Genomic DNA, 3,433 nt, shown 5'->3' on the forward strand with positions numbered 1-3,433 from the left:
GACCTGGCTCCCGCACCGGCACCCGCTGCCAGCGCGGCGCCGCCGCCGCGCGCCAGCACCACGCCGGCGCAGACGCCGCCTTCAACGACGAACCCGCCGGTGCAGCCATGAGCAAACCACGCGTCAGTCTGTTGTGGTTCGTCGGCACCTTGGTGTTCGCCGTGCTCTCCATGCTGATTCCGCTGCCGGCGCCGCTGCAGCCGTTCAAGCCGTATTGGCCGGCCTTGTTCCTGCTGTACTGGGCGCTGGAGTCGGGCGACCGCGTGACGCTGGGCATGGCCTTCATCATCGGCCTGTGCGCGGACCTGCTCGATGGCGTACTGCTGGGTGAGCAGGCCATGCGCTTGTGCGCGCTGGTGTTCATCGCGCTGCGCTTCCGTTCGCGCCTGCGTTTCTTCCCGATGTGGCAGCAGACCCTGGCCGTGCTGGCCTTATTGCTGAACGACCGCATCTTGCTGCTGATCGTGCGCACATTTGCAGGTGACGCGTTGCCGCCGGCGACGTGGTGGATTTCGCCGTTTGTGGGCGCAGCGCTGTGGCCGTTCCTGTTCCTGCTCATGGACGACCTGCGCATGCGCTTGCGCATCCAGTAACGCCATGGCCATACGGCGACGCTCCATCAAGGACACGCGTGGCGAAGCCGCGCTGTTCCGCGTGCGCGCGATGGTCGGCTTTGCGCTGATTCTTATCGGGCTTGGCACGCTGGTGGCGCGCTATCAGTACCTGCAGGTGCAGCGTCACGATGAATTTGCCCTGCGCTCGGAAAACAATCGCGTGAAGCCGCGCGCGATTCCGCCGGCGCGTGGCCTGATCTTTGATCGCTCCGGCGTGCTGCTGGCCGACAACGTGCCGGCGTTCCGCCTGGAAGTAGTGCCGGAGCAGGTGAAGGACTTGCCGGCCATGCTGGCCGCCGTGCGCGAGGTCATACCGCTGGACGACGGCGACATCGACGCCTTCAAGAAGCAGCTCAAGCAGAATCGTCGCTTTGACAGCGTGCCGCTGAAACTGCATCTCACCGAAGACGACATTGCCCGTTTCGCCATCAATCGCTGGCGTTTTCCAGGCCTGGACGTGGTGCCTTATCTGACCCGTCGCTATCCGTACGGTCCGTTGTTCGCGCATGTGGTGGGCTATGTGAGCCGCATCGACGCCGATGACATGAACCGGCTTGATCCGGATCGCTACAAAGGTACGAGCCACGTGGGCCGCAGCGGCCTGGAGCGTTCCTACGAGGACATGTTGCACGGCGAGCCCGGTTACGAGTTGGTCGAAGTGAACGCCGACGGCCGCGTGCAGCGTGTGCTGGAAACCCACGCACCCACGCCGGGCAAGAATCTTTACCTCAGCATCGATATGCGTGTGCAGAAGGCCGCCAATGACGCCTTCCAGGGTCGACCGGGTTCGTCGGTGGCGATCGATCCGCGCAATGGCCAGGTGCTGGCGATGGTCAGCGTGCCGAGCTATGACCCGAACCTCTTCGTCAACGGCATCAGCAAGGCCGACTACACCGGCTACATGAATGCCGAAGACAAGCCGCTGCTCAATCGTGCGCTCAAGAGTGCGTACCCGCCGGGTTCGACGGTGAAGCCGTTCCTGGCGTTGGGTGGTCTAGAGCTCGGTGTTCGTCGTCCCGAGGACACGGTGTTGTCGACGGGTGAGTTCTGTATACCGGGGCAGCAGCGTTGTTATCGCGATGACACACGTGGCGGCGATGGCACCGTGAATATGGTGCGCGCCATTCAGAAGTCGACCAACACCTATTTCTATCGCCTCGCTCTGGACATGGGCATTGATCGCCTGGCCGGCTGGATGGGCAGTCTTGGCTTCGGCAAGAAGACGGGCATCGATCTGCTGGGTGAATCCGAAGGCATTCTGCCGTCGCGCGAGTGGAAGGCGACGCGCAGCAAGTTTCCATGGTTCCAAGGCGAAACCATCATTGCCGGCATTGGCCAGGGTTACTGGACCGTCACCGCGCTGCAGCTTGCGCACGCCACGGCAACATTCGCCGGTCATGGCACGCCATACGCGCCGCGCCWGGTCATGGCGACCTCTGCCGTGAAGGAGCGTCCTGTGCCTTTGCCGAATCCGYCTTCCGGTCCGTCGCTCATCCACAAACCGCACGACTGGGACGTCGTGAATCAGGGCATGTTGGCGGTGGTCAACGAAGCCGGCGGTACGGCCAAGGGACAGTTCACTGGCTTTCCTTATTTGGTGGCGGGCAAGAGCGGCACGGCGGAACGCTTTTCTCGTCGCAGCAATGACTACGACACCAACAAGAATTTGGCGTATCTGGCGACACGTCACCGTGCTTGGTTCATCGGCTATACGCCGGCAGAAGCACCGCGCATCGCTGTGGTGGCCATGCTGGAATCGGGCGCCTGGGGCGCTTCCGATGCTGGCCCCATCGTGCGCAAGGTGATGGAGGCATGGCTTGCCTCCACAGGTGGCCCTGTGCCGCCGTCGAATACGCCAGAAGGTGGCCCGGCCCCGCCGTCGAGCGCAGCGGAACTACCTGAAGACACGCCGGTAGCCACGCCTGCCGACCTGTCCGCCATGCCCGCCGAAAGCAGCAGCTCGGCGACGCCCGACGACGGAGGCAACCCGTGATCGACGAATTGCAGGTAAGCCTGGTGAACCTCGTGCGCCGCGTGATGAAGCGGCCGCGCATGGACATCCCGCTCGCCCTGGGCCTGATCACGCTGGCCGGCGTGGGACTCGTCACGCTGTACAGCGCCAGTGGCGGCAATATGGCGATGATCGGCGGGCAGGCGGCGCGCTTTGCCATGGGCGGTGTGCTGGTGATGCTGATCTCGCGCATTCCGCCGCAGACCTTGCGCACGTGGACGCCGTGRCTGTTCGCCGGCAGCGTGTTCCTGCTGCTGGTGGTCGCCGGCATCGGCGAGGTCCGCAGCGGATCCAAGCGCTGGCTCAACCTGGGCATCATGTCGTTCCAGCCGTCCGAATTGCTCAAGCTCACCATGCCGATGATGGTGGCCTGGTACCTGCATCCGCGGCAGCTGCCGCCGAGCTGGAAGGACATCGTGGTGGTCGGCATCCTGATCGCGATCCCGGCCGGATTGATTGCGGAACAGCCCGATCTCGGCACCGCCTTGCTGGTGTCGGCCGCCGGCGCGTTCGCGCTGTTCCTCTCGGGCATGCGCTGGTGGAAGATCGGCAGCCTGCTGGCCGTGGTCGGCGGCATGATTCCGGTGGCCTGGCATTTCCTGCACGAATACCAGCGCAACCGTGTGCGTACGCTGCTTGATCCCGAGTCCGATCCGCTGGGCAACGGCTGGCACATCATCCAGTCGCAGATTGCAGTGGGTTCCGGCGGCGTGGTCGGCAAGGGCTGGCAGCACGGTACGCAGTCGCGCCTGGATTTTCTGCCCGAGCACACCACCGACTTCATCTTCGCCGTGTTCTCCGAGGAGTT

Annotated in this window: 3 protein-coding genes; all 3 read left to right on the forward strand. The window is 64.2% G+C overall.

Annotated features, from left to right (window positions below):
* The first annotated feature begins 107 nt into the window (after positions 1-107).
* A complete protein-coding gene (mreD, locus tag AC1DMG_RS20960; RefSeq protein ID WP_441605053.1) occupies positions 108-593 on the forward strand; it encodes a rod shape-determining protein MreD in 486 nt (161 codons plus the stop codon).
* A 4-nt stretch (positions 594-597) separates the two neighbouring features.
* Entirely contained in the window at positions 598-2,607 is a 2,010-nt protein-coding gene (gene mrdA, locus AC1DMG_RS20965; RefSeq protein ID WP_477181038.1) for a penicillin-binding protein 2, read from the forward strand.
* Between the two features lie 44 nt (positions 2,608-2,651).
* On the forward strand, positions 2,652-3,433 hold a 782-nt coding region (locus AC1DMG_RS20970), incomplete at its 3' end, for an FtsW/RodA/SpoVE family cell cycle protein (protein ID WP_477181039.1).

The organism is Dyella sp. 01N36 (assembly GCF_056399745.1).